The following is a 23,318-nucleotide window of genomic DNA, read 5'->3' as shown; positions in this document are numbered from 1 at the left end:
AAAAGTAACGTATTTATATGCGCATTAAAACCAGATAGAATTTAATCCATTAATCTTCAATTTTTCAACGAACTTTTTGCGCAATGTTTGGAATAAAATTTCGTAATAACGTTTGTATTCACGCATTGCGCAAATCCTAGCTATCTAGAGTTTCGCTTTACGTAAATTTATTATTTTTGCTAAAATACATAAAATACTGATTAAGAAAGAGATGTTTTAATATAAATATTTACAATTTATTTTGGCTTTGCGAAACTATTTGTAAATTGCATAAAAAACAAGGCGATGAAATATTCAATAATTTTCAAACAAAAATTAGAAATTTTGCGTTATAGTCTTTCTACTATAAAATCATATACAAGTACTCTGGCTGTGTTTTTTAAAGATAATAATAGAATTTTAGTTGAATCATATAAGCAACTGTGTTTTGTACCTATTTCTTGAAAGTGATTTCCTATCCAAACACTTAATCTGAAATTTAACCAAGATTATCTTCTGCTTCTTCGCAAATTACTTCTTTATTATCATAATTAGCTTCCCATTCTTCCAATTTATATAGTATAGGAAGTAATGCCAGACCTTTTTCGGTAAGCGAATATTCTACACGGGGTGGAATTTCTTTATATTCTTCTCTTATTATTAGTCCATCGGCGTGCATTTCTCTTAGTTGGTCGGTAAGGACTTTTCTAGATATTACATTAATGCGCACTGCAAGTTCCCCAAAACGCAGTTTTCGGTCTTTTATTACCAATACAATGATCATTTTCCACTTGCTTCCAAGTGCAGACATCGCCTTTCCTAATGGGCAACTGTGTTGCATCAATTCATTTTTTTTCATAAGTTACTTTGGTGTTACTATCAATAGTTACAGCAAAGTTACTAGTTTTTTTTCGGTATAAGATACAAATGCAAACTATTATTAGTTACTTTGTGTAACAATTAAATGTAGACCGATATAATATGAATATACAATCCTTATTTCAGCCATTCAAATATAAAAATCTTGAATTAAAAAATAGAATCGTAATGGCTCCTATGACAAGAGCACAATCTAATAATGGAGTTCCTACTCAGGAAATTTCAGATTATTATGCACGAAGAGCCGCTGCTGAAGTGGGTTTAATAATTTCTGAAGGAACTGTAATCAACAGACCAGCATCTAAGAACATCCAAAATATCCCAGATTTTTATGGGAAAGAAGCTTTATCAGGCTGGCAAAATGTGGTAAATGCTGTACACCATAATGGGGGGAAATTAGCCCCACAAATTTGGCATGTGGGCGATACCAGATCATCAGAAGATTATCCTTTGGTTCCTATGGAAAAAGTGTCTACTATGACTCTGGAGGACATCCAGGATACCATCTCTCAATTTGCTATTTCTGCTAAAAATGCTAAGGATCTAGGTTTCGATTCTCTAGAAATTCATGGTGCCCATGGATACCTTATCGATCAGTTTTTCTGGGAGGAAACCAATACTAGAACCGATGAGTATGGTGGTAAAACCATCAAAGAAAGAAGTCGTTTTGCAGTAGAGGTTGTAGAAGCTATGCGTGCGGCAGTAGGAGAGGATTTTACAATTATCCTAAGACTTTCTCAGTGGAAACAACAAGATTATAAAGCGAGATTAGCAACTACAACTTTAGAAATGGAAGATTGGTTGTTGCCTCTAAAAGAAGCAGGAGTAGATATTTTCCATTGTTCTCAAAGACGTTTTTGGGAGCCAGAATATGAAGGTTCGGATCTTAACTTTGCAGGTTGGGCAAAGAAAATTACGGGTCAGCCTACCATCACTGTGGGATCTGTAGGATTAGAAGGAGATTTCATGGCTGCATTTACAGGTGTAGGAACTCAAAAAGCAGATTTAAAAGAACTCATAAGAAGACTAGATCAAGAAGAATTTGATTTGGTGGCTGTAGGAAGAGCCTTATTACAAGACCCAAAATGGGTGACCAAAATGAAAGACGGAAAATTGGAAGAGATTCAAGATTTCTCTGCAGAAAGTTTATCCGTATTATATTAATTTTTTTTTAAGTTTAAATTAAACATAAAATATTCCTTAGACCTATTTAAATTTTCTATAAAATAGCCGTTTCCCTTGTTGAGGAAACGGCTATTTGCTTTTGAATAATTTTATCTATAAAACTAGATTATAAACCAATACTTTTAGTAGGTTTCAATTGTTTTAAAATGTTCTTAGGGATGGCATTTTTGTGCACCAAGATTGCTGTAGATTTGTATTGTACATACGGTCTTGTTACATATAGATATCCTTCAAAATCATTGGTTACACCCCAAGAGTTTTTCACCATATAATATTCTTTTCCAGATTGGTCTTTTGCCAAACCTACAATGTGCATACCGTGATCATCTGTTGTAGAAAGGTTGTTAAGTCCTTTCTGACGCATATCTTCAGTGATTACTTTGTCTTTTTTAGGTTCTGTGAAAAGATTTTTCTTCACCTCATCATTGATCTGATCCAAATCTACATTAGGAACATATGCAACACCATTTTTGTACGAGAAATATGGCTCAGATACGTCTGTTGCCCAACCTACAGAATAACCTTTGGTAACTGCGTTATCAATAATTGCCGTAAGATCAGTCATTGGCACGTTCCAGTTGGTATCATGGCTCCAATTATCAGGAATTGGAACTACAAACTTGGTAAAGTATGGGTAATCTTTGTAAGAAGATAATTCTACATAGTCTTCAGCATTGATGCCTACCACTTCTTTTGCAAAAGTGTGTGGCGTATATGTTTTCCCTCCATAAGTGAAGTTAACAGGTACTTTTCCTAGATATTCGTCTAAGATAGCATCCACAGAAGCCATCCAATTATCAGATAATTTTGCTTTAGAAGAAGCTTGCACCAAACTATCCAATACTGGTTTTAGTTTCCCTTGCATTTCTTTGAAGTTGTTGGTAGTTTGTCCCGCTTTCAATCCTGTATAAACTTCTTGAGGCATAGCTCCGTATTTTTTGTACATATTGATAACGTCATGCAATTCTCCACCGTCACCCCAACTTATCGCACCATTATTTAGAACGTATAATTTTGCTTTATCATGGTAAGCGTTTCTAGCAGTATAGATTTCTGCAAGATCTACGGGCTTTTTACCCATTCTTTGCATTTCAGATTCTAAAAATGAATTCCCAGAGTAGCTCCAACAAGTCCCAGAAGAACCTTGGTTTTTCACGGAAGTAGCGCCTACATCTTTAAGCGTAGTAAACTGAAAATTTGCATTTTGAGAGTGGTTGTTTTTTAATTTGTTGATCAAGTCATCCTGAGCAAGCATCATACTTCCTGTACATAATAGCAGAAATAATGATGCGAATTTTCTATTCTTCAGTACTTTAAAAATTATAATTAAATAGTCTGCAATAACTATCTTATGTTACAAAATTAAAACTTAAATGTGATAAAACCTTTGGCTTCAGCATCAAAATTAAAGTGTAACCGTGTATATTCCATAATTATTCTAATAATTTCCGAATGGTTTTTATTTATATTTAAGAAAAGTTTAGATCCATTTCCAACCTTTAAAAAAAATCTTGCATCTATAAGAGTATAGCACCACGATATGAACAAAGAATTATTAATACAATGTCAGCTCAAAGACCGCAATGCACAGCGGAAGGTGTACGAGCTCATGGCAGGAAAACTGTTTGCTGTGTGCAAGCGCTACCTTAAAAACCAAGAAGATTGTGAGGAAGTTTTGGCAGATACATTCTATAAAATATTTACCAAGCTAGATCAATTGCAAGACGAAAATGTTTTTGAGGCTTGGGCTAAAAAAATTGCAGTAAACGAATGTTTGCAAAAACTCAGAAGTAGCAAAGCTTTGCCATTGTCTGTGGACAATGATGAGGTTTTGGAATCTTCAGATGTAGAAACCGACCATATTTCTTTAGAGAAAGATATTTTGAAACTCCTGAATTATCTTCCAGAAGGATGCAGAGCCATTTTCAATCTTTTTGCTATCGAAGGATATCCTCACAAAGAAATTGCGTCTATGCTTTCCATCAGCGAAGGGACTTCAAAATCTCAGCTCAATTTTGCGAGAAAGAGGCTACAACAATTATTGGCAAATCACACTATTTAAACTTTACACAATGGAAAATAATCACGATATCGATAAAAAATTCAATGAGGCTTCACAAACTAGCGAAGAACCTGCGACTTTTCCAGGTTTTGATAAAGTTTGGACCAAAGTGGAAGAAAAATTAGACCATAAAGAAAATAAGAAAAGACTACTTCCAATATGGATGCCTTATGGGATTGCAGCAAGTTTGCTGATTGGTTTTGGAGCATTTTACTTTTTAGACAAAAAAGAAACAACGCCTTCTCCTATTATTGCCAAAACAACTCCCAAGGAAATAGAAAATCCTTCTATTCTGAAAATAGATAGTACCATAATTTCTAATATTAAAAAAGAACAAGCAAACCCGAATGTATCTTCAGAACCCAAATTAGCATTCGAAAAACCAAGAGTAAATGTTCCTCCATTAGTAAATAGAGTAGTTATAGAACCTAAAGTACTTCCACCACCAGATATAAATGATGTGAAAAATATAGAGGAAGTTGCGATCATGGCGCATGGTGTGAAAAGATCTGTATCTTATACAACCTCTAGTTCTGTGGTAAAATCTACCTCAGCAAAAAAAATGGTGTCACCATCTAGAAGTGTAGCATCATTAACAGGAAAAGTAGCAGGCGTTGCTGTAACGTCTTCTCCAGGTGTTGCTCCCTCAGTATCAATAAGAGGAATGAGGAGTTTAGACGGGAAATCTAATCCTATGGTTATTGTTGATGGGAAAATAGCAGAAAACTCAATTTTAGATAATATAGATCCTAATTTAATTAAAAGTATCAATGTCTTAAAAGGTAATTCTGCCACAGCAATCTATGGAGAAAAAGCGGTGAACGGAGTGTTAATCATAGAAACTAAAGATATTTCTAGAGCCGCAAAAAGAAAACTGAAAAAACTTTTAAAAGAAAAAGGAATTGAAAATGTTGAAGCCTTTAAAGATAATTTCAAAATTGAAGAGGAAGAAATAAAAGAGCCAGAACCTACAAAAGCAGGATTGTTAACCGCAGGTGAAGTGAATGATTTTTCTAAATGGAATTATTGGACAGATATGGCGGCGCCTTCTTTGGCGCAATACAAAAAGCAATGGCAGTTTTCTCCTGAAAAAAGAATTTCGGTACAATTGGTAAACAAAGACAAAAAACCAGTAGTCGGAGAAAAGGTAAAATTGCTGAACGACAAAAAGCAAGTGATTTGGGAAGCAGTATCTGATAATTTAGGAAATGCAGAATTGTGGATTAATCCTTTTGGGAAAAATGAAAATACTTCAACAACCTATTTTTTGGCGGACTACACTGGGCAAGTGGTGAGCAATCATCTTAAAGAATTCAAAGAGGGGCAAAACCTTATTGTTCTGAATAGAAATTGTGTAACAAGCAGAGCGTTGGATATTGCTTTTGTAGTAGATGCTACAGGTTCTATGGGAGATGAAATCTCTTATTTGAAGACTGAACTTTTGGATGTTTTAAAGAAAGTAGAATCCCAATTGAAATCTACGCAAGTACGTTACGGTTCTGTGTTTTATAGAGATCATGGAGATGAGTATGTCACTAGAAAATTCGATTTTTCGGATAAAGCAGAAGATTTAATCAATTTTATAAAAGATCAAAATGCGAATGGTGGTGGAGATACTCCAGAAGCGGTAGTTGAAGCTTTGCAGGTATCTATAGACAACTTGAAATGGACTGATAAAAACGCTACCAAAATATTGTTTTTGATTTTGGATGCTCCACCACATCAGACACAAGCAAACATTGATGAATTGTCCAAAAAGATAAAAGAAGCAGCCAAAAAGGGAATTACAATTATTCCGCTGGCGGCAAGTGACACCGACAAGCAAACAGAATATATGATGAGAACTTTCGCGTTGCTTACCAACGGAACCTACACGTTTCTTACCAACGATAGCGGAATTGGAAATAATCATATTGCTCCAACCATAGACTCTTATGAAGTAGAAAAACTGAACGACTTGTTATTGAGATTAATCCTTCAAAGAGCGACATTACCGAAGTGTGAAAATGGTATTTCTAATGATTTTATTAATAAAAAATTAGAAATAGAGTCTAATTCACAGCCTGTAACCAAAGTTTCGCTTTATCCTAATCCGACAAAAGGCATGGTGAATATAAAGTCTAAAAATCCGATTGATGAGGTAATAGTCTACGATCTTGCAGGCAAAATTATCGTAAGAAAAGAGAATGTATTGACTGCTGAAACTTCTGTAGATCTTACGGCTTATCCTCAAAGTATTTATTTGGTAAGAATCCGAATTAAAGATCAATGGGAAACTTACAAAATCATTAAGAATTAATTTGAAGTCAATAATAATGAAAAGGAATTTCTACGGAGATTTCTTTTCGTTTTTTAGAAAGTGTTTATATAAAAATGAAGTCAAAATGCAATTGATTTAAAAACAATCTGTTTGGAGCAAAATAAAAATTACAAAGGCTTGAAACAGTCTGATTTAAACAAAATAAAAAATATTTTTGCTAAAACAGAATGTTTTGTAATTAAAGTCAGTGTTTTTTACTTGTTGAATGTGAAATTGATAAAATTAGTTAAAAAGGATTATATTTAATGCAATTATTCAAGATGAAAAAGATCTATTGTTCTCCACTGTAATTGTAGTACAATTTGTTTTTACTCAAAATTCTCAGCTGTATTTTTCGGATTTATTTTTTAAAGATATAAAGAACAATCAATTTAGATCTTAAAGTAGAGTTTCCCGGAAAATATACAGGTAAAGCCAGCACTATTTACCTTTATTATCTTCCGGAATCCAAGGTTTGGAATGATGGATTAACAACTCAGATTATACCCAATTAAAGTTTATTAAAATCTTCTAAATTTTAGGTTTAAAAAATAAATATAGATTTTATTTAAGATGTAATAAATAGAATAATAAAGTATTTTTATAGGTTTAATTTATGTTAATTTAAAATAAAAGGTTAATTTTATGCACTTAAACACAGCTTATGAAAAAAAATATTCTCACTATTCTGTTTTTAGCAGTAGCAACTACTTGCTTTGCTCAGCAATCTCAGAATTCTACTGAAAAACCCATCGTAGACAAAAAAGACAAAGATGGCGATGGAATTCCCAATAAATCAGATAAATGCCCCAAAATAGCTGGCCCAGCAGAAAACAATGGTTGCCCTTGGCCAGATAAAGATGCCGATGGCGTGCCAGATCATAAAGATGGATGCCCAGAAGTTGCAGGTCCAATAGATAACGATGGTTGCCCTTGGCCAGATTCTGATGGTGATGGTATCTTAGATAAAGATGATGCTTGCCCTACAAAACCAGGAATTCCTGAGTATAAAGGTTGTCCAAAAATAGAAATTACACCAGAGATGGAAGCCATCAACAAAAGAGCTGCACAGAAAAATGCAACCAAAGGTAAAGTGGTAAAAAAGAAAGGTAAAACGGCATCTAAAGTAAAGAAAAAATAATATTTTGCATGAGTAAATGCAGTGCCAGATGTAGAAATTGCATCTGGTTTTTTTATGACTAAAAATAAAGTTTCAATTATTATTGAAAATTCAATAAATAGTATTACATTTGTTATAGAAACAAAAAAGAAATAGAAATGAAGTTGTCTGAAGCCAAAGAAAAATATATACAAACATGGGGAACCTTTGCCACCAATTGGGGCATCAATCGTACCATGGCACAAGTTCATGCATTACTTTTGGCTACAGGAAAACCTTTATCTACCGATGAGGTAATGGAGTTGCTAGAGATTTCTAGAGGAAACGCAAATATGAATCTTCGCGCTTTGATGGATTGGGGAATTGTAAAAAAAGAGTTTGTAAAAGGAGATCGTAAGGAGTATTTTGTGGCAGAAAAAGATGTTTGGTTTTTGTTTAAACAAATTACAAAAGAAAGGAGAAAAAGAGAGATAGAACCCGTAGTTGCTTTTCTAGAAGAACTGAAAAATGTAGAAGATGACGATTCTGAAGAGGCAAAAGAGTTTATCAAACTCATGAATGATTTTGGTTCTGTAACCAATAAAATAAACAATATTATGGACCTCGCTATAAAGAGTGACGATCATTGGTTGGTTGGTAAAATAACCAATTTATTAAAATAGGAGAGGATGAAAGTCCTTTTTTATTTAAAACAAACTTTCAATAATTACTGAAAATATAATAAATATGAAAAACCTAATCATTCATCTTATACTTATTTTTTACTTCGGAGGAGGCAAAAAGCAAACTTACTAATCCATATATTATGAAAAATATTTTAAGATTTATAATTAAATATTTAATTACATAATTTAATAAAACTAAAAGGTAAAAACAATAATTATTATGTCTAAAATTTATTTAAAAACCTTTATCAAAGCAGATATTCATTAGGTATTTGATTTGGCTCGCGATATAGACCTGCATTCTATTTCCACGGCAAAAACCAACGAGAAAGCCATTGCAGGAAGAACATCTGGATTAATTGAAAATAATGAAACTGTTACTTGGAGAGCCAAGCATTTGGGTTTCTACCAAACGCATACTTCCAAAATTGTAGACATGGAAAAGCCATTTCGCTTCACAGATTATATGCTCAAAGGAACGTTCAAGTCTTTGCATCATCAACATTTGTTCGAGGTAAAGGATAATGGAACGCTGATGACGGATATTTTAGAATTCGAATCTCCATTTGGGTTTATCGGAAAGCTTTTTAATTTTTTCTTTCTTAAAAATTATATGAAAAACTTTATTGTAGAAAGAAACGAAATCATTAAAAAAACAGCAGAGTTATGAATTTTCTTACCGCAGAATGGCGAAAACTAGTCGTTGTCAATTACGAAATAGATCCCAATGTTTTATTGAAATATGTTCCTGATGGTACAGAGCTGGATTTTTATCACGGGAAATGCTATGTGAGTTTGGTAGGTTTTATGTTTTTAAACGCCAAATTATTGGGGATTTCTGTTCCATTCCATAGAAATTTTGAGGAAGTGAATCTTAGATTTTATGTTAAAAAGAAAGAAAATTCTACTTGGAAAAGAGGCGTGGTTTTCGTGAAAGAAATTGTACCAAAAGCAGCATTAAGCTTGGTCGCAAATACTTTTTATAATGAAAATTATAAAACGCTGCCGATGAAAAATAAGATTGAAATAAAAGACAAAAATCTTCATGTAAGTTATGCTTGGAAGGAGAAAAATTGGCATTCTATTGATATCATAGCAGAAAATGAAGAAAAAGCAATGGAAGATCATTCTGAGTTTGAATTTATCACCGAACATTATTTTGGCTTTACAAAAAATGATAAAAATACGTTGGAATACGAGGTTTGTCATCCTAAATGGACGTATTATCCTATTATAAATCATCTGATAAAAGTAGATTTCGAGGAAGTGTATGGTCAAGATTTTTCTTGTCTTAATGAAGTTCAACCCATCTCTGTAATGTTAGCTGAAGGCTCTAAAATTGAAGTGAAACCCAAAAGCAAAATAGTATGAAAATAATAATCGCAGGCGGAACAGGATTTTTAGGAGAAAGTCTTCGACGCTTTTTTCAAACAAAAAATCACGAAGTTTTGATTCTTACAAGACATCCAAAAAGTACAAATGAAATCTTTTGGGATGCAAAAAATATTGGAGAATGGTCACACACTTTGGAGAATGCTGATGTTCTTATCAATCTTGCTGGAAAATCGGTAGATTGTAGATATACGGAAAAGAATAAAGCGGAAATTTATTCTTCTAGAATTCCAAGTACTCAGGTTTTGCAAAACGCAATTAATCTTTGTGAGATTAAACCAAAACTATGGCTCAATGCAAGTTCGGCTACCATTTATATACATTCGGAATCGAAACAAAATACAGAAAAAAACGGAATTATTGGCGACGATTTTTCTATGAATATCTGTAAATCTTGGGAAGCTGAATTTTTTAAACAGAAAGATAGTTTCACAAGAAAAGTGGCACTCAGAACTTCTATTGTATTGGGTAATGATGGTGGCGCATTTCCGAAGCTTAAAACGGTTACCAAATGGGGTTTGGGTGGAAAACAAGGCAACGGAAATCAAATGGTAAGTTGGATTCATATTGAAGATTTTTGCAGAGCAATTTCATTTATTATTAATGATGAATCTGTTTCTGGAGCTATCAATATTACAGCTCCAAATCCTATTTCCAACCAATTTTTAATGAAAGAATTGAGAGCGAAAATGAAAAGATCTTTTGGGCTTGATGCCGCAGTTTGGCAACTAGAAATGGCATCTATTTTTCTGAACACAGAAACCGAATTATTACTGAAAAGCAGAAATGTAGTGCCAGAAATTTTACTTCAAAAAGGATTTCAGTTTCAATATTCTTCCATTTCCTCAGCAATTTCTCAATTGTTACAACGTTAATCATTGTTAAATTTCTCGGAAGCGTTTCTACTGTGGTATGATATGTGTAATGTATTTGAAGACAATTTGTTATTGCTATGAATCACTATTAAATTATATTATCATGAAAAAAATATTTTTAACATCAGTATTACTTTTAGGATTATCATTCGCTACTGTGAATGCTCAAAAACATCCTGCAAGACCTGCCGAAAAAGAATTGGTAAGTGCCAAAAGACAAGAAATAGATAAAAGATATGCTTTCGATAAAAAAATGATAAGCAAGCATCCTGTACTTACCGATAAGATGAAAAAGGCACAGCTAAAGACGTTGAGAGACAAATATAATGCAGAGATAAAAGTACTAAATCAAGCCAAAAAGTAGTAAGATTTATCCAATATTTTATATTGAAAAGAAAAAACGAATATTGTGGATATTCGTTTTTTTTATGGTATATTTTTAAGATTAAATATCGTATTTATTCAATTTTAAAATATCATATTACAATGATACTTATTGTTTTGTAGATGAGGTGATAGATTAATATGGTTTTATGTTTTGAATAAATTAATTGATAAACGATTTGTTTGCGAAATTAAAATACCTTAGGACATCCGAAATTTTTGCTTAAATTCGCATAAAAATTTTAGACTAATGAATTACGATATTATTGTTATTGGTAGTGGTCCTGGAGGATATGTTACAGCTATTAGAGCTGCACAGTTGGGTTTCAAAACTGCAATTATTGAGAAAGAAAACTTAGGTGGAATTTGCCTTAACTGGGGTTGTATTCCTACTAAAGCTTTGTTGAAGTCTGCGCAAGTTTTTAATTATATCAACCATGCTGAAGATTATGGATTGAATAAAGTAGAGCCAAGTTTTGAGTTTCCAAAGGTGATCCAAAGAAGCCGTGGCGTTGCTAGCAAAATGAGCAAAGGGATTGAATTCTTAATGAAAAAGAATAAAATCGACGTAATTCTTGGTACAGCTAAAGTTTTAAAAGGTAAAAAAGTATCCGTTACAGATAAAGAAGGTAAAGTAACAGAATATGCGGGTAGCCATATTATTATCGCAACTGGAGCTCGTTCTAGAGAATTACCAAACTTACCTCAAGATGGTAAAAAAGTAATTGGTTACAGACAAGCATTATCTCTTCCTGAGCAGCCAAAATCTATGATTATCGTAGGATCTGGTGCTATCGGGGTAGAGTTTGCAGATTTCTACAACACAATGGGAACTAAGGTAACCATAGTAGAATTTTTACCAAACATCGTTCCTGTAGAGGACGAAGATATCTCAAAACACTTGGAGAAATCTCTAAAGAAAACAGGTATCGAAATTATGACCAATGCTTCTGTAGAATCTGTAGACACTACAGGAAACGGAGTAAAGGCTAATGTGAAAACTGATAAAGGAATGATTACTTTGGAAGCTGATATCTTATTATCTGCAGTAGGTATTGCTGCAAATATCGAGAATATTGGTTTAGAAGAAGTAGGAATTCAAACAGATAAAGGAAGAGTTTTGGTAAACGAATGGTACGAAACTTCTGTGCCTGGTTACTATGCAATTGGAGATATTATCCCAACTCAAGCATTGGCACACGTTGCTTCTGCTGAAGGTATCACTTGTGTAGAAAAAATAAAAGGTCTTCATGTTGAGACTATCGACTATGGTAACATCCCAGGATGTACTTACTGTCACCCAGAAGTTGCTTCTGTAGGTCTTACAGAAAAGCAAGCTAAAGAAAAAGGTTACGAAATAAAAGTAGGAAAATTCCCTCTTTCTGCAAGTGGAAAAGCGACTGCTAACGGAAATACAGATGGTTTCATCAAGGTAATTTTCGATGCTAAATATGGCGAGTGGTTAGGATGCCACATGATTGGTGATGGTGTTACAGATATGGTAGCTGAAGCTGTAGTAGCTAGAAAACTAGAAACTACAGGTCATGAAATCATTAAAGCAATTCACCCACACCCAACGGTTTCTGAAGCTATTATGGAAGCTGCTGCAGCTGCATACGGTGAGGTAATTCACATCTAAGATATCAAGTCTATTTTAAGATAAAGCATAAAGCTCAGGTTTTCCTGGGCTTTTTTTTGTTTAAATAAATGATAAATGGATTCCAACTGATAGTAGAATAGAAAGTACTTAATTAAAGAAAAATAATTATGAGCAAATTAAAATTCTAGATATAACTAAATGGAAATAATATTATATTTGTTTGTAAACAATTTTTAATATTATGGAAAACGTATTTGATCCAAAAGATGCTCAAAACTATATCAATAGAATTAATAATCTTATTGAAGATACACATGGGTTATGGGGAAGGATGATGGTAGATCAAATGCTAGCGCACTGTAGCGTATCTTACGAGTTGGTGTACGAACCAGAAAAACACAAAAAACCAGGCGGAATTGCAAAGTTTATACTAAAGAAATTTGTAAAACCAAAAGTAGTGAGCGAGAAAGCTTATTCTCACGATTCTCCTACTTCGCCTCAGTTTTTAATTAAAGAAAGAAAAGATTTTGATGCAGAAAAAAAGAGACTCATAGGGTTTATCCAAAAAACACAACAATTGGGTGCAGAGGCTTTTGATGGAAAAGAATCTTTCTCATTCGGGGTACTTACAGCCAAAGAATGGAATAATATGTTCGCAAAACACCTGAATCACCATCTTTCTCAATTTGGAGTTTAAGACGAAGAATATGAAAAAACTGATTTTATTTTTACTTTTCGTATCTAATTTTATCACGGCTCAAATGCCAAATATCTCCAGCGCTTGGCTTAATGAAAGCAAACCTTATGTAGGAACAATAGGCTCCGATAGTCAGGTAATAAAACTTAAGATTGATTTTTCTGAGCAAAATAAAACGAACGATCAAGAATATTTTCTTTCGGGATACACTATGGTTGGTGATCAGTTTACCAAATTTGAGGGTTCACTTACCATCACCAAATATAAAGATAGCAAGAAAAAAGGAGTGGTCTACGGCATCTACGAGCTTGCAGAAGAAAATAAAGGTCCACATTCTGGCTTACTCAAGGGTAAATTTATCTACACTTTTAGTTGGAATAAGAAAACAGAAAAATTAGAAAATCCCTATATCGATTTTGTGGGAGATTGGAAAAGTTACTCAGGAAATTTGAATTACAAAACAAGGTTGAAAAACCAATAATTATTGCTTTTTTAGATTTAAACCAAAATAATTAAATTATGAAATTAGGAGCATTCTCGATCAGTTTGAGCGTAAAAGATCTGCAAAAATCTAAAGATTTTTATGAAAAACTAGGATTTATCCAAATGAACGGTTCTATGGAAAGCAATTATCTCATCATGAAAAATGAAACTACATTGATTGGTCTTTTTCAAGCGATGTTTGATGGTAATATTCTAACATTTAACCCTGGATGGGATCAAAATGCAAAAGAGGTAGAATGCTTTGATGATGTAAGAGAAATCCAAAAGCAACTTTTAGAAAGCAATATCGTTTTGGATAAAGTGGCAGATGAGTCAACATCTGGTCCTGCACACATTTACCTAAAAGATCCGGATGGAAATATGATTCTAATAGACCAACACAGATAACAAACCAAATATACAAAATAGTAAGATGGCAACAGTAAATGTTTATTTATCCTTCAATGGAAATTGTAGAGAAGCATTTGATTTTTACAAATCGGCTTTCGGAAAAGAATATCTCTACATCGGAACTTTCGGCGAAATGCCTCCTTCAGAAGATTACAAAGTTCCTTCTGAGGATCAAGACAAGATTATGCATGTTTGCTTACCTATTTCCAACGAAACGATGCTCATGGGAAGTGATGCTGGTGGAGATTGGGCAACAAAAGTAGTTTTAGGAAACAATTTTTCTGCTTCTATCAACGCTGAAAGTAAGCAAGAGGCAGAAACTCTTTTTACAAAATTGTCCGAAAATGGAGTAGTGACTATGCCATTGGAAGATACATTTTGGGGTGCTTACTTCGGTATGTTTACTGATCAATTTGGGATCAATTGGATGGTAAATTATGATGATCCAACTAAAATGGAACAACATCCTTAGTTATGGAACAACATCCTTAGTTTTTGAATCAATTTTAAACTTATTCATAAAAACTTCGCGTCGATGATGCGAAGTCTTTTTTATGCTAAAAATTTCGGTATGCTCTTAATTAATAGTAAATATGAATTCGTAATTTGTTATTATTGATATTAATTATTAGTTTTGTCTAGATTGATAGATATTAGTAATATATAAGAACAATGATCAACTTTAGAAAAATAGCGATTACAATCGGCATAGCAGGAAGTTCACTTTTTTCAGCACAAGAGAGCGATTTGGGTGCATGGTATATGTATTTCGGAAATAATAAAATTAACGAGAAATTCAATTTTCATAATGAAGTTCAGTACAGAAACTTCGATGGAATTGGAGATTTGGAGCAACTTCTTTTGCGTACAGGGATTGGTTATGATCTTACAGAAAACAACAATAATGTAATGTTGGGATACGGTTTTATCATGAGTAGGCCTTATAAAGATGGCGTGAAAACAGAAAATATAGAACATAGAATTTTCCAACAATATATTACCAAACAAAAATTTGGTAGAGTAAATCTTCAGCATCGTTACCGTTTGGAAGAGCGTTTCTTACAAGATGATTTTAGGATGAGATTCAGATATTATTTGGGTGTTAATGTTCCGATTAATAATAAGGAAATGGTTCCAAAAACCATCTACGCTTCTGCATACAATGAGATATTTTTAAATCTTGATAGTCCTACTTTCGATAGAAATAGAGTGTATGGAGCAATTGGATATGTTATCAACAAAAATCTGAAAATTGAAGCAGGTTATATGAATCAAATTCAGGAAAACAAAAATCGTGGTCAAGTTCAGGTAGGTTTTTACAACACCATTCCGTTTTTTAAAAAGTAAATCTTTTATTTTTTACTAGTAAAGGGTAAAGAATCTTTCTAACTTTATGGAAAACCTATTTACATGTAAGTTTACTTTTAAAATAAAAATATCATGAGTCAATTCCAAGTCATCAGACCACTATTGTGGACTCACTCTTTCGAGGAAACCTTATCTTTTTTACCGAAATCTTAGATTTTGTAGTGGCAGAACGCAATGACCCTTGGAACTGGGCTTGTCTTGAGCGCGAAAATGTGCAAATTATGGTTGCCTTACCCAATGATAATCATCCCAATAAAGAAATTGGTTTTTCTGGCTCTTTTTATCTTACCTTGAGCGATGTAGATCAATTGTGGGAAAAGATACATGCGCAGACCAAGATTTGCTATGATATCGAAAATTTGGACTGGGGCATGAGAGAATTTGCAATTTATGATAACAATGGTTACTTGCTGAAATTTGGGCAATCCACTTCCAAAATTAGTAAAGAGGAATAAAATTTGCTATTTTTGGAGAAAATTTTGACAATATAAAATGAAAAATAAAATACTAATTGGATTTGCAGCGTTGATGCTTTTGTCTGCTTGTAAAAAAGATGATAAGATTCTAAGCTCTTTGGCAGATTTCAATTATTCTATGGAGACCAAAGGGTATAATTTTGGTGATAAACTGAATCTTCCGCAAGAGGTTATGGATAATGCTGAATCTATTTCTATAAGTTTTGGTGATAAAGAAACTACTAGCCTGGTTGTAGATTCTAGATATTTTACTTTGGGTGATAATGCAGTTACATTTGTTATCAAAACTAAAGGTGGAGAAACGCTAAACCAAGATGCAACCATCAATGTGTTTACAAAAGTTCCTGTGCAGAATCTTACTTATAATGTAGTTGCAGAATACCCTCATAATCCTTCCAACTTTGTGCAAGGTTTCCAACTAGAGGGAAATACAGTGTATGAAAGTGATGGACAAAATGGTTCTTCTCAGATATTGAAATACAATCTTGGGGATACAACGCCCATAGCTGCTACTAAGCAAGCTGAAGATGTATTTTCTGAAGGAAGTACCATCGTGGGTGACAAGATTTTTCAATTGACTTGGCAAAATAAAAAAGGTTTTGTTTATGACAAGGCTTCATTAAAATTACTTTCAGAATTTCCTTATCCAGATGTAATGGGAGAAGGTTGGGGCCTAACATTTGATGGCAAAAATCTTATTGCATCAGACGGTACCAAAAATTTGTATTTCCTTAATCCTTCAGATCCATCAAAGGTAGTACGATATATTTCTGTAGCTGGAAATTCTGAAATCTATGATCAGCTGAATGAACTAGAATATTACCAAGGTTTTATTTATGCTAATGTTTGGCAAAAACCAATTATTTTAAAAATAAATCCAGCAAACGGTGAAGTAATAGGAAAATTTGATTTTACTACAATAGCGAAGGCTAATACTAAAGGATCAGATGATGTTCTGAATGGTATAGCCTTTAAAGGAGATAATATGCTGGTAACAGGTAAAAACTGGTCTAAGATATACGAAATTGCTATTAAATAATTAGAAGCAAAATCTATATCATAAAAATAAATATGTAAATTGGTAGCGTTCCTTTCTGGGGGCGCTATCTTTGTAAAATAAATTTTTTTTGAAATTTTTTAATTTAATATTCATCTTTTTATTTTGTGCTTTTTCTGCACAAAAAACACTGCCATTTGATTCATTAAGAATCAAAGAGGCTAAAGATCTGTTTGCTGATGACTACGGAAGTATTTATCTCTACAAAAACAAAGACTTTAGTTTTACCAAATACGATTCTTTGGGAAATCAGCTAGGTAAAATGATGTTTACCGTACCCTTTAGAGTACAAGGTGTTCAAAATCCGCTTTCTGTAGCCTTATTTTCAGAGAATGCACAGGAAATGAAGTTCGTAGACCAAAATCTCAATGAAATACAAAAAATAGATTTTAAGCAAAAATTTACTTTTATCAAATTTGCATACGCAGAGGATTTGCAACAGATATGGCTTTTAGATGAAAGTACCAAACGACTTATACAGTATAATTTCAGAAACGATACGATGGTCAATTCCTATTCCTTCGCTCCTAATTTTGATGATTTGATAGACTTAATGGTATTCGAGAATAAAGTGTACTTCCTATCAAAAAATAGTTTTAAGGTTTACAATCTGAAATTCGAAAAACTTTTTGAGGCTGCCTTAGATAATGCAAAAAGATTCCGAAGAGAGAATGACGTGATAGTGGTGGTTACAAAGAATTCTATTTTAAAATATATTCCAGAAACTGAATTGTTGAAGATTTTTGAAGATCCTGATGCGCAAATTGTGGATAAAAACAGCCGTGCATATTTTGAAGTAAAAGGGAACAAACTTTATCTTTACACCCTAGAAAATTACAAGAGCAAGAAAGAAAGCCAAAAAGAACAATCACCTGAGGAAGTTGAAAAAACAATCGAGCAGCTGGAAAAAGAAAAAGCCGAGCAGCCGGATATTCTACAACTTATGAAAGAGATTTTTGATGTTCAGTCTCTTGGGATTTAGTACAATCAACTCAAAAGAAAAAAATAGAAGACGAGATATGCATATTGCAGTAACAGGAAATATTGGAGCGGGAAAAACAACACTAACAAGGATGCTTGCAAAGCATTATGGTTGGGATGCACAGTTTGAGGATGTAGATCATAATCCTTATTTGGAAGATTTTTATGCAGATATGAGCAAATGGAGTTTTGCTTTGCAGATCTATTTTTTAGGAAGTAGATTTCGTCAGGTTAAAGAGATTAGAGAAAGTGGCAAAAATATTATTCAGGATCGTACCATCTATGAAGATGCTCACATTTTTGCAGAAAATCTTAATGATATGAATCTACTTACGGCTAGAGATTTCAGTAATTACACCTCAGTATTCAATCTCATGAAGAGTTTCGTATCGGCACCAGATTTATTGATATATTTAAAATCTGATGTTCCCAATCTGGTGAAAAAAATCTATAAAAGGGGTAGAGAATATGAAGCGTCTATTAGCATTGAGTATTTATCTAAACTAAACTCAAAATACGAAAAGTGGATTTCTAGTTACACAGAAGGTAAACTATTAATTATTGATGTAGATAATCTAGATTTTGTAGAAAAACCTGAAGATTTTGGCTTAATTCTAGAGCAGATAGAAACTTCTTTACATGGATTGTTTCAACAATAATTCCATGTAAATTATTATGCATTGACTAGTATGGCGCTAAATTTGTTCCATTCAAACATAGTTATACATATTCAAAACCTATTATCATGCTAGTTAAAGTTTTACACAATAACAATTGTTCAAAGTCGAGAGCAATTTTGGAATATCTTGATGAAAATGGAGTGCCATTTGAAATCATTGATATGATTAACGATCCATTGAGTCCATTGGAATTGAAGACGATACTGAAAAAGCTCAATCAAAGTATTTTTAGTATTGTGAGAACTCATGATAAGCTTTATTTGGAAAACTATTCTAGCAAGCAATATACAGATGAAGAGTGGCTAGATATTTTGTCTAAAAACCCTTCTCTTATACAAAGACCTATTATAATAAAAGGACCTGTGGCAATGCTTGGTAGACCAATAGAAAACGTAAAATATTTTATTGACAAATAGATTATCGAAAATTAAATAAATAAAAAAGTCAGCTATTAGCTGACTTTTTCGTTTATAGAAGCATTACATTTTCTATTTTTCCTACTTGTTTGTATATATCTATTACCTGATCCGCATCCAATACAAAGGCATTGATATTACATGCTGTGTATTTTCCATTTTTGCTTTCTCTATTACTCATCGTAAATTTGATGCCATCGAATACCTTATAGATTTCTGTAAGTTTTGCTTCGTCTGTGGGTATGATAAATTTAAATAAATAATCTTCTGGAAAATCATGATTGTTTTCTAATTTTTCCTTTAGCGATGCGTAAAATTCCTCCGGACTCGCATGTTCATTTCCTTGTAGTATGTCCATTATTTAATAGTATTATAGCTTAAATATAACAAATATTATTTAATTCCGAAAGACCCAAGCAAAGAACTTGAATTTTGCTTTTCGTGATCTTCAATAATATTAAAAAGGCCATTTACTATCTGTTCTGAGGCCATAGTACTTAACCCACTTGCGTTGGTAGCAGAGGTGTTTCCTCCTAGCAGTCCACTCAATAGGTTGCTTCCAGATAAAGCAGTATTAATAGTTTTTACAATTCCATATTTGTTCAACTCTTGTTCCACTCTTGGGGCAATAGCAGTTACCAATTGATGTGAAGTTTTTTCTTTCAAAATAAGAGTTGCTGTGCCTTTTTCTCCTTTTATAATTCTGGTAACATCTTGAGCTGTTAGGCTATTCACTGCATTTTGAAGAATTGGTTTAGAAATATTCACCGTATATACCGCAGCATCAGCAATATATTCTCTTTCTTTGGCAACAATAGAGGGCGCTATTTTTTCTAGGGTAGTATTGATGTCTCGCAGCTGTTTTGGTAACGCTTTATCTACCAAATTGTTTTGCAAAAATGATTCTCTGTTTCCGTAGATATTCATTCCTTTATCTATACCTCCAAGTAATATCCTTTTGATAATAGAAAGACCAATATCTGAAGTGGCCATTGTTGTACAAGATTGAAGGGTAGTGCTTATTACTGCGCCGGTACTCAAAAGTAGAGTTGCAGCGATTATATATTTTTTCATTGTCAATTTTCTTTAGGATTTCAAAATCTAAGCCAAAGGTAAAAACTATAGCATCGTTATCAAAATAATCATGGGATAATTCGATAAAGTTAGATTTATAATCATGAAAAATGGAACTCGAGCATCGTATGGAAGTTCTTATATCAATTTTAGGCGATTTACTACCAAGTATTTAGAATTCAGAAGTACAAAATTATTAATTATACTTGCGATTTTTTTAAGAATATCTGTAAAACTATAGTGATAATAGGTTTATTATTTAATATAATAGGTTGTTTATAAATAAATTAAGTAATTTTAAGTTCAAAGAAATTTTTTTATACTTTTGATTAATGTCTTATTATGGGAAAAACCATTCATGGATATCTTTATTCTAGTTGCATTTATACAAAAAGGAAATTAACACGTTATGAAACAAACACAATTAAAGTATTCTTGCCTCATTGCTGTTCTATACTTCGGTATGAGCGTAGATGCACAGTCTACAAAAAAAGATTCTACCACAAAGGAGCGGAAGATAGAAGAGGTAGTCATGATTGGGTATGGATCTCAGAAGAAAGAAAATATCACGGGAAGTATAGGCTTGGTATCTGCCAAAGAGTTGGCAGATAAGCCCAATGCAAATCCGCTAAGTTCTATACAAGGAAAGTTGTCGGGTGTGCAAATTATCAACTCTGGTTCTCCTGGAGGTTCTCCTAGGGTGGATATTAGAGGAGTAGGTTCTCTGTCTGGTAAAACCGTGTTTATTGTAGACGGGATGATCACAGATGATATTTCTTTTCTAGGCCCGCAAGATATAGAATCCATGAGTATACTGAAAGATCCCTCTAGTTTGGCAATCTATGGTGCAAGAGCCTCTAATGGAGCAGTGATTATAAAAACCAAATCGGGTAGAGGTAAAAAACCGGTGTTCAATTTTAATTCATATTTAGGATTTAAAAAAATTACGAACATCCCTGAAATGACCAATTCAGATCAATACATTGAGTTGTATAATGAGAAACTGAAAAATGAAGGCATTACAGATCCGAAAAGCTTTCTTAACCGCAATAATTATTCGGCTGACACTAATTGGTTTAATGAAATTTTTAGAACAAGTATTATAAATTCTAATGACTTTTCTGCTTCTGGTGTTGCTGGTAAACTCAATTACTATGCAAGTGTTGGGTTACTACAAGATGAAGGAAATCTAGCAGCTGGTAAGGGTATCAACTCTGGGAGTGGTTTTAATAGATTGAATACCAAGCTTAATCTTACTTATAAGATTAATAAGAATATTACATTTGGAAATAATTTTACTTTCTCCAAAATGCGTACAGATGTTGCACAGAATCCGTTATTGGATGCTTACACCTCGCCACCTATATTTTCTGTAATGAATGATGCTATTGGAGATTATCAGTATTTCAATGGATTTTCTATCCCCAATTCTAGAGCCAAACTGGATCTGTATCGTTCTCAAATTCGCCAGGAAAGATTACTAAATAACGTTTGGGGAGAGTATAAGTTTTTGAAGGATTTCACTCTAAGGGTAAGCTATACCAATGATAATATCAACCAAAGCAAATACGATTATACTCCTACGGCAACATATACTCCTAAAGCAGATCAGAAACCAAATAAGCTGGTAACAATAGATTCTAGAACGAGAAATTATGTTTGGGATAACACTTTAAGTTGGAAAAAACAGTTTGGTGATCACAATTTAGAGTTATTGGGTGGATTTTCTAGAACAAGAAATTCTTTGTCTGAAATTTATGCTTCCGCTCTTGATGTGAATTATAACGGTAGCAATGAATCTTTGGGTATATCAAAAGGCACAAACCAAGTGTATTATATTACCGATAGATTAGCTGAAGCTATTTCACAAGATCATTACAGAGTAGAATCTATTTTCGGGAGAATAAACTACGATTATAAAGGCAAATATTTGCTTAATGGTTCTGTCCGAAGAGATGGGTCTTCTAAAGTTTCTAAAGAAGATCGATACAGAACCTTTCCAGCAGTCAGTGCAGGATGGGTAGTATCCAAAGAAGACTTTATGTCAACACAAAACGTATTCAATCTGTTGAAATTTAGAGCGAGTTGGGGGCAATTGGGAAATCCAGATGTACCAAGAGAATATACGCTAAATGCTTCAATTATTGGAGCTGGAGCTTATTTCGGAAACACAGGTTATCCTGCAACGACAATAGATAGGGTGATAGATCCTAATATTGGTTGGGAAACAACTATAGGGAAAGACTTTGGTGTAGAAATGGCACTTTTTAATAATAAATTAAAAATAGATGCTACTTATTTTGATAAAAATACCAAGGATGTAGTGTATGGCATTGTACAAGGTACAGTTTCTGGTGCAAGTAACTGGAATAGCTTTGTGACGAATGCTTACTCATTCAAAAATAAAGGTTTCGAAATTGCGGTGAACTACAATACGAAGTTTAATGACAATTTAGGTCTATCAGTTTACGGAAATTTCACAGGACTGAAAAACGAAATTACTTCCGTCTATGGGGGATCTTATCTGAATGCGGGAGCTAGTTTGTTTGGTAATAACATCATCAGACTAGAAGCAGGACAAGCTGTAGGATCTTATTATGGCTATGAAGTGGATGGAATCTTTCAAAATGATGCTGAAGTATCTGCGTGGGCCACTCAAAATGGGGCTACTCCAGGAGCATTCAAATTTAAAGACATGGATGGTAATGGTATTATAGATTCTCGTGATAAGACATTTTTAGGTAGCCCCATACCAAAAGGGACCTATGGTTTTGGTATTAATATGAATATTTATGACTTCGACTTTGGAATTGATTTTCAAGGCGTTTTCGGTAACAAAATTTATAATTATAATAGAGAACAACGCTACGGTAACGAAAATTGGGATTTGGACTTTTATAACAACAGATGGAGAGGTGAGGGTACCTCTAACAGCTATTCTATGACTACTAATAATCAGGCGATTATATTACCTAGTAGTTTCTATGTAGAGGATGGTAGTTACATTAGAATACGTAATGTTCAAGTAGGTTATAATTTGCCAAAATCATTTGCTCAATCTCTATCTATCACCAAATTGAGATTGTATGTAAGTGCACAAAATCCGTGGACAAGCTTCAAGTACAATGGATTCTCCCCCGAAATTTTGAATGGAGATAGAGTACAAATGGGAGTAGATAATAATATCTATCCAATTTCAGCTATTTATACATTTGGGATGAGTTTAACTTTTTAA

Annotated in this window: 24 protein-coding genes and 1 pseudogene; 21 read left to right on the top strand and 4 right to left on the bottom strand. The window is 33.2% G+C overall.

Annotation, left to right across the window (positions count from 1 at the left end; all coding sequences use genetic code 11):
* Positions 1-478: 478 nt before the first annotated feature.
* Positions 479-838 carry a winged helix-turn-helix transcriptional regulator gene (locus ACKI42_RS03210; protein ID WP_407402388.1) on the bottom strand — a complete coding sequence of 120 codons (360 nt, stop codon included), beginning with the start codon at positions 836-838 and terminating at the stop codon, positions 479-481.
* 122 nt (positions 839-960) lie between these two features.
* On the opposite strand from ACKI42_RS03210, the gene ACKI42_RS03205 reads away from it, so the two are divergent.
* A complete protein-coding gene (locus ACKI42_RS03205) occupies positions 961-2,022 on the top strand; it encodes an NADH:flavin oxidoreductase (protein WP_407402386.1) in 1,062 nt (353 codons plus the stop codon).
* 127 nt (positions 2,023-2,149) lie between these two features.
* Here ACKI42_RS03205 and ACKI42_RS03200 read toward each other — a convergent pair whose 3' ends face one another.
* Positions 2,150-3,352, bottom strand: a complete 1,203-nt coding sequence (locus tag ACKI42_RS03200) for an aminopeptidase C (protein WP_407402392.1) — start codon at positions 3,350-3,352, stop codon at positions 2,150-2,152.
* Between the two features lie 231 nt (positions 3,353-3,583).
* Between ACKI42_RS03200 and ACKI42_RS03195 the strand changes: the two genes are divergently transcribed.
* The 19 genes and pseudogenes from ACKI42_RS03195 to ACKI42_RS03105 all read left to right on the top strand — a co-directional run bounded on the left by ACKI42_RS03195 (position 3,584) and on the right by ACKI42_RS03105 (position 19,009).
* Positions 3,584-4,105, top strand: coding sequence for an RNA polymerase sigma factor (locus ACKI42_RS03195; protein ID WP_407402384.1), 522 nt, complete (start codon positions 3,584-3,586; stop codon positions 4,103-4,105).
* A 10-nt stretch (positions 4,106-4,115) separates the two neighbouring features.
* On the top strand, positions 4,116-6,404 hold the full coding sequence (locus ACKI42_RS03190) for a TonB-dependent receptor plug domain-containing protein (RefSeq protein WP_407402382.1): 2,289 nt from the start codon (positions 4,116-4,118) through the stop codon (positions 6,402-6,404).
* Between the two features lie 766 nt (positions 6,405-7,170).
* A pseudogene (locus ACKI42_RS03185) lies at positions 7,171-7,455 on the top strand (thrombospondin type 3 repeat-containing protein); the annotation flags it as partial.
* Between the two features lie 227 nt (positions 7,456-7,682).
* The gene (locus ACKI42_RS03180; RefSeq protein WP_407402380.1) at positions 7,683-8,186 is read left to right on the top strand and encodes a GbsR/MarR family transcriptional regulator; all 504 of its coding nucleotides are present in this window, start codon (positions 7,683-7,685) and stop codon (positions 8,184-8,186) included.
* A gap of 280 nt (positions 8,187-8,466) precedes the next feature.
* On the top strand, positions 8,467-8,859 hold the full coding sequence (locus tag ACKI42_RS03175) for an SRPBCC family protein (RefSeq protein WP_407402378.1): 393 nt from the start codon (positions 8,467-8,469) through the stop codon (positions 8,857-8,859).
* The gene (locus tag ACKI42_RS03170) at positions 8,856-9,560 is read left to right on the top strand and encodes a YqjF family protein (RefSeq protein ID WP_407402376.1); all 705 of its coding nucleotides are present in this window, start codon (positions 8,856-8,858) and stop codon (positions 9,558-9,560) included. The genes ACKI42_RS03175 and ACKI42_RS03170 overlap by 4 nt, the downstream gene beginning before the upstream one ends.
* Positions 9,557-10,456, top strand: a complete 900-nt coding sequence (locus tag ACKI42_RS03165; RefSeq protein ID WP_407402374.1) for a TIGR01777 family oxidoreductase — start codon at positions 9,557-9,559, stop codon at positions 10,454-10,456. The genes ACKI42_RS03170 and ACKI42_RS03165 overlap by 4 nt, the downstream gene beginning before the upstream one ends.
* Positions 10,457-10,559: 103 nt before the next feature.
* Positions 10,560-10,820 (top strand): hypothetical protein, encoded by a 261-nt coding sequence (locus ACKI42_RS03160; protein ID WP_407402372.1) that lies wholly within the window; start codon positions 10,560-10,562, stop codon positions 10,818-10,820.
* A 270-nt stretch (positions 10,821-11,090) separates the two neighbouring features.
* Complete coding sequence (gene lpdA / locus ACKI42_RS03155) at positions 11,091-12,479, top strand: dihydrolipoyl dehydrogenase (protein ID WP_407402370.1); 1,389 nt, start codon at positions 11,091-11,093, stop codon at positions 12,477-12,479.
* A 202-nt stretch (positions 12,480-12,681) separates the two neighbouring features.
* The gene (locus tag ACKI42_RS03150; protein WP_407402368.1) at positions 12,682-13,137 is read left to right on the top strand and encodes a DUF1569 domain-containing protein; all 456 of its coding nucleotides are present in this window, start codon (positions 12,682-12,684) and stop codon (positions 13,135-13,137) included.
* Between the two features lie 10 nt (positions 13,138-13,147).
* A complete protein-coding gene (locus ACKI42_RS03145; RefSeq protein ID WP_407402366.1) occupies positions 13,148-13,618 on the top strand; it encodes a hypothetical protein in 471 nt (156 codons plus the stop codon).
* 38 nt (positions 13,619-13,656) lie between these two features.
* A complete protein-coding gene (locus tag ACKI42_RS03140; RefSeq protein WP_407402364.1) occupies positions 13,657-14,028 on the top strand; it encodes a VOC family protein in 372 nt (123 codons plus the stop codon).
* A gap of 25 nt (positions 14,029-14,053) precedes the next feature.
* Entirely contained in the window at positions 14,054-14,503 is a 450-nt protein-coding gene (locus tag ACKI42_RS03135) for a VOC family protein (RefSeq protein ID WP_407402362.1), read from the top strand.
* A 200-nt stretch (positions 14,504-14,703) separates the two neighbouring features.
* Positions 14,704-15,378 (top strand): DUF2490 domain-containing protein, encoded by a 675-nt coding sequence (locus ACKI42_RS03130; protein WP_407402360.1) that lies wholly within the window; start codon positions 14,704-14,706, stop codon positions 15,376-15,378.
* 125 nt (positions 15,379-15,503) lie between these two features.
* Positions 15,504-15,854 carry a VOC family protein gene (locus ACKI42_RS03125; protein ID WP_407402358.1) on the top strand — a complete coding sequence of 117 codons (351 nt, stop codon included), beginning with the start codon at positions 15,504-15,506 and terminating at the stop codon, positions 15,852-15,854.
* 37 nt (positions 15,855-15,891) lie between these two features.
* Positions 15,892-16,914, top strand: coding sequence for a glutaminyl-peptide cyclotransferase (locus ACKI42_RS03120; protein ID WP_407402356.1), 1,023 nt, complete (start codon positions 15,892-15,894; stop codon positions 16,912-16,914).
* 88 nt (positions 16,915-17,002) lie between these two features.
* Positions 17,003-17,914, top strand: coding sequence for a hypothetical protein (locus tag ACKI42_RS03115; RefSeq protein WP_407402354.1), 912 nt, complete (start codon positions 17,003-17,005; stop codon positions 17,912-17,914).
* Positions 17,915-17,951: 37 nt separating this feature from the next.
* The gene (locus ACKI42_RS03110; protein WP_407402352.1) at positions 17,952-18,572 is read left to right on the top strand and encodes a deoxynucleoside kinase; all 621 of its coding nucleotides are present in this window, start codon (positions 17,952-17,954) and stop codon (positions 18,570-18,572) included.
* 86 nt (positions 18,573-18,658) lie between these two features.
* Entirely contained in the window at positions 18,659-19,009 is a 351-nt protein-coding gene (locus tag ACKI42_RS03105) for an ArsC/Spx/MgsR family protein (protein WP_407402350.1), read from the top strand.
* Positions 19,010-19,061: 52 nt separating this feature from the next.
* On the opposite strand, the gene ACKI42_RS03100 is transcribed toward ACKI42_RS03105, so the two are convergent.
* Together ACKI42_RS03100 and ACKI42_RS03095 are read right to left on the bottom strand one after the other, a co-directional pair.
* Complete coding sequence (locus ACKI42_RS03100) at positions 19,062-19,367, bottom strand: DUF493 family protein (RefSeq protein ID WP_407402348.1); 306 nt, start codon at positions 19,365-19,367, stop codon at positions 19,062-19,064.
* A gap of 35 nt (positions 19,368-19,402) precedes the next feature.
* Positions 19,403-20,083, bottom strand: coding sequence for a DUF4197 family protein (locus tag ACKI42_RS03095; RefSeq protein ID WP_407402346.1), 681 nt, complete (start codon positions 20,081-20,083; stop codon positions 19,403-19,405).
* 409 nt (positions 20,084-20,492) lie between these two features.
* Here ACKI42_RS03095 and ACKI42_RS03090 point away from each other — a divergent pair, with 409 nt between their 5' ends.
* Positions 20,493-23,318, top strand: coding sequence for a SusC/RagA family TonB-linked outer membrane protein (locus tag ACKI42_RS03090; RefSeq protein WP_407402344.1), 2,826 nt, complete (start codon positions 20,493-20,495; stop codon positions 23,316-23,318).

It is taken from the genome of Chryseobacterium sp. (assembly GCF_045629545.1).
In the GTDB taxonomy this organism is placed as follows: Bacteria; Bacteroidota; Bacteroidia; order Flavobacteriales; family Weeksellaceae; genus Chryseobacterium.
Note: the sequence above shows the minus strand (reverse complement) of the source record. Positions and strands in the feature narration are given on the sequence as shown.

What these genes read in the sequence shown, in the direction of transcription:
- ACKI42_RS03100 (WP_407402348.1), bottom strand. Translation starts at nt 19,367, where the DNA reads ATGGACATACTACAAGGAAATGAACATGCGAGTCCGGAGGAATTTTAC.
- lpdA (WP_407402370.1), top strand. Translation starts at nt 11,091, where the DNA reads ATGAATTACGATATTATTGTTATTGGTAGTGGTCCTGGAGGATATGTT.
- ACKI42_RS03165 (WP_407402374.1), top strand. Translation starts at nt 9,557, where the DNA reads ATGAAAATAATAATCGCAGGCGGAACAGGATTTTTAGGAGAAAGTCTT.
- ACKI42_RS03205 (WP_407402386.1), top strand. Translation starts at nt 961, where the DNA reads ATGAATATACAATCCTTATTTCAGCCATTCAAATATAAAAATCTTGAA.
- ACKI42_RS03150 (WP_407402368.1), top strand. Translation starts at nt 12,682, where the DNA reads ATGGAAAACGTATTTGATCCAAAAGATGCTCAAAACTATATCAATAGA.
- ACKI42_RS03190 (WP_407402382.1), top strand. Translation starts at nt 4,116, where the DNA reads ATGGAAAATAATCACGATATCGATAAAAAATTCAATGAGGCTTCACAA.
- ACKI42_RS03180 (WP_407402380.1), top strand. Translation starts at nt 7,683, where the DNA reads ATGAAGTTGTCTGAAGCCAAAGAAAAATATATACAAACATGGGGAACC.
- ACKI42_RS03140 (WP_407402364.1), top strand. Translation starts at nt 13,657, where the DNA reads ATGAAATTAGGAGCATTCTCGATCAGTTTGAGCGTAAAAGATCTGCAA.
- ACKI42_RS03135 (WP_407402362.1), top strand. Translation starts at nt 14,054, where the DNA reads ATGGCAACAGTAAATGTTTATTTATCCTTCAATGGAAATTGTAGAGAA.
- ACKI42_RS03160 (WP_407402372.1), top strand. Translation starts at nt 10,560, where the DNA reads ATGAAAAAAATATTTTTAACATCAGTATTACTTTTAGGATTATCATTC.
- ACKI42_RS03170 (WP_407402376.1), top strand. Translation starts at nt 8,856, where the DNA reads ATGAATTTTCTTACCGCAGAATGGCGAAAACTAGTCGTTGTCAATTAC.
- ACKI42_RS03095 (WP_407402346.1), bottom strand. Translation starts at nt 20,083, where the DNA reads ATGAAAAAATATATAATCGCTGCAACTCTACTTTTGAGTACCGGCGCA.
- ACKI42_RS03145 (WP_407402366.1), top strand. Translation starts at nt 13,148, where the DNA reads ATGAAAAAACTGATTTTATTTTTACTTTTCGTATCTAATTTTATCACG.
- ACKI42_RS03210 (WP_407402388.1), bottom strand. Translation starts at nt 838, where the DNA reads ATGAAAAAAAATGAATTGATGCAACACAGTTGCCCATTAGGAAAGGCG.
- ACKI42_RS03130 (WP_407402360.1), top strand. Translation starts at nt 14,704, where the DNA reads ATGATCAACTTTAGAAAAATAGCGATTACAATCGGCATAGCAGGAAGT.
- ACKI42_RS03090 (WP_407402344.1), top strand. Translation starts at nt 20,493, where the DNA reads ATGAAACAAACACAATTAAAGTATTCTTGCCTCATTGCTGTTCTATAC.
- ACKI42_RS03105 (WP_407402350.1), top strand. Translation starts at nt 18,659, where the DNA reads ATGCTAGTTAAAGTTTTACACAATAACAATTGTTCAAAGTCGAGAGCA.
- ACKI42_RS03195 (WP_407402384.1), top strand. Translation starts at nt 3,584, where the DNA reads ATGAACAAAGAATTATTAATACAATGTCAGCTCAAAGACCGCAATGCA.
- ACKI42_RS03110 (WP_407402352.1), top strand. Translation starts at nt 17,952, where the DNA reads ATGCATATTGCAGTAACAGGAAATATTGGAGCGGGAAAAACAACACTA.
- ACKI42_RS03120 (WP_407402356.1), top strand. Translation starts at nt 15,892, where the DNA reads ATGAAAAATAAAATACTAATTGGATTTGCAGCGTTGATGCTTTTGTCT.